General features: G+C 34.7%; 3 protein-coding genes. 2 read left to right on the top strand and 1 reads right to left on the bottom strand.

Annotated elements, in window-relative coordinates:
* The first annotated feature begins 215 nt into the window (after window positions 1-215).
* Together ACH2BV_RS05220 and tnpC are read left to right on the top strand one after the other, a co-directional pair.
* The gene (locus ACH2BV_RS05220; RefSeq protein ID WP_395049668.1) at window positions 216-419 is read left to right on the top strand and encodes a hypothetical protein; all 204 of its coding nucleotides are present in this window, start codon (window positions 216-218) and stop codon (window positions 417-419) included.
* 138 nt (window positions 420-557) lie between these two features.
* Window positions 558-1904, top strand: coding sequence for an IS66 family transposase (gene tnpC / locus ACH2BV_RS05215; protein ID WP_395049667.1), 1347 nt, complete (start codon window positions 558-560; stop codon window positions 1902-1904).
* 93 nt (window positions 1905-1997) lie between these two features.
* Here tnpC and ACH2BV_RS05210 read toward each other — a convergent pair.
* On the bottom strand, window positions 1998-2338 hold a 341-nt coding region (locus tag ACH2BV_RS05210; RefSeq protein WP_395049666.1), incomplete at its 5' end, for an RrF2 family transcriptional regulator.

The raw sequence follows: 2338 nt of genomic DNA, 5'->3' as shown, positions 1-2338 counted from the left end.
ACCAATAATACCAGATCCTTAAACTATTTTCAACACCTAATAATAAACAAAGCATAAGAGAGTTATCATTATAGAAAATAACAAATAAATTTGCATATTAATTACAAAAGTGTAATTTAGCCTCCCCAATACCATTATATTAGCATAAATATGAAAGAAATTATAGTGACATCAAAAAAAAATCATCGTTATTTTTTATCTTTTCATTTTTAGTATTGGGTATCTGCAATGCCAATTCGCAAACCGTTTTTTACGACTCCATCAGCAAGAAAAAATATGCACTCATTGATGTTCCAAAAACGTATGAAAGGGTAATTGAAAAAGGATATGATTCTATTCAAATGCTGGAATACTTGGGGAATTATTACTATAAGGATAAAGATTTTCGTAACTATTCAGCCTATTCTAAAAAAACATAGTTATGAACAATTTTAGTTTTGTATTTTTAGAAAAATAGCTTTATTATGAACACTTGTTCATTACTAATTAACAACTATGTGTTTGATTTCTGCTGTTTCTTATGGGTGTTTGTTTCCTTTGTGTCAAACAAATAGAAATTGAACTCCGACAAAAAACGTATTGTTGAATTAGAAGCCAAAGTTACCCGATTAGAATCATTAGTTGAAAAATTACTTGATAAAATCGATGACTTAACGCATCGTAAAAACAGCCGCAATAGTTCAGTTTCACCATCAAAAGATGAAAATAGGCCTTTAAAAACGAAAAGTCTTCGTGCCAATCAAGGCAAAAAAGTAGGCGGACAACCAGGACACGAAGGTAGTACCTTGGAAATGATTGCAAACCCAGATAGTATCATTGATCATAAACCAGAATTTTGTAACCATTGCGGTGATGATTTGTCTGACCAACCAGCAACATTTATCCTACGCAGACAAGTTATTGATATACCCCCGATTATTCCTGAATTTTCAGAGCACCGTATATTTCAAAAAACTTGTTCTTGTGGTCAACATACAAAAGCTTCTTTTCCAAACAATGTTAACTCGCCTATCAGTTACGGGTCTAATATTCAAGCTACAATTGCTTATATGCACACTAGACAATACTTGCCTTTTGAGAGAATGAGCGAGTTTTTTAGTGATGTTTGCAATTTAAAAATCTCACAAGGTACTCTTTGTACCTTACTGAAACGCTTTGCCCAAAAAGCCCAACCTGCCTACGAGTTGATTGCTCAAAAAGTGGAAAATGAAAAAGTGATTGGAGGTGATGAGACAGGTGCTAAAGTCAATGGTAAAAAGGGATGGTTCTGGACTTTTCAAAGCCAAGTTGCCACTTATATTACATTTTCAAACAATAGAGGAACCGCTACTATAGATGAAAATTTCCCAAAAGGCTTTATAAACTCCATACTCGTTCACGATTGCTGGCGGAGTTATTTTCAAATAAAATGCAAAACCCATCAGATATGCATCCCTCATTTACTTCGGGAACTTGTTTTTTTCGAGGAACGTTATGAATCTCAATGGGCTATAAACTTCAAGGAATTGCTATACGAAGCTATAGAACTTAAACGGGATTTAACCCCAATTCAATATCTTAATCCAATACTACAAAGAGACAAAATCATTGAACGATTGTCTGTTTTGCTGCTAACTTCTGTCCCCAAAAACAGGAAGGATCTTTGTGCGTTCCATAAGCGGATATATAAATACAGGGAATATGTTTTTCCTTTTTTATTCCATGATGAAGTCCCTCCAGACAACAATGCTTCTGAAAGAGCAATCCGAAATGTGAAAGTGAAGCAAAAAGTGTCTGGACAATTCAAAACCGAAAACGGGGCGCAATTCTATGCGGTCATTCGCTCGGTAACAGATACCTGTATTAAAAACGGACAAAATGTTTTAGCTGCTTTTAAAACTATTGCTGTATTGCAACCTGAATAGTTACGATTTGGTTTATACAACTCCGATGCGTCTAACCATCCAACACTGATAGTTTACACCATTTTTTTCCTGTAAATATAAAATTATTCTTTTTCAATACCTCAAAAAAGTATCGCCAGATTTTATACCTAATGCCAGTTCTTCGAGATTGGTGTTTTCTAGCATTGTAGCCAGTTCGGTTCTTATGGCTTTAAACTTGACGTAAACTGGGCAAGAATGATCTTCAGAGCAATGGCTAAGTCCTAATCCACAACCTGTAAAAACCCTATCGCCATCAATAGCAGTAACGATTTGAGCTAGTTTGATTTGGTTCATCCTGTCTTTAGGGATTTCAAATCCACCACCAACACCTTTTATGGAATGGATAATTTGGTTTCTGGCCAGAATTTGTAGAATCTTGGCAGTAAAAGCTTCTGGTGAATCTATTTTTTTGG

The sequence above is a fragment of the Flavobacterium sp. genome, assembly GCF_043780635.1.
In the GTDB taxonomy this organism is placed as follows: Bacteria; Bacteroidota; Bacteroidia; order Flavobacteriales; family Flavobacteriaceae; genus Flavobacterium.
Note: the sequence above shows the minus strand (reverse complement) of the source record. Positions and strands in the feature narration are given on the sequence as shown.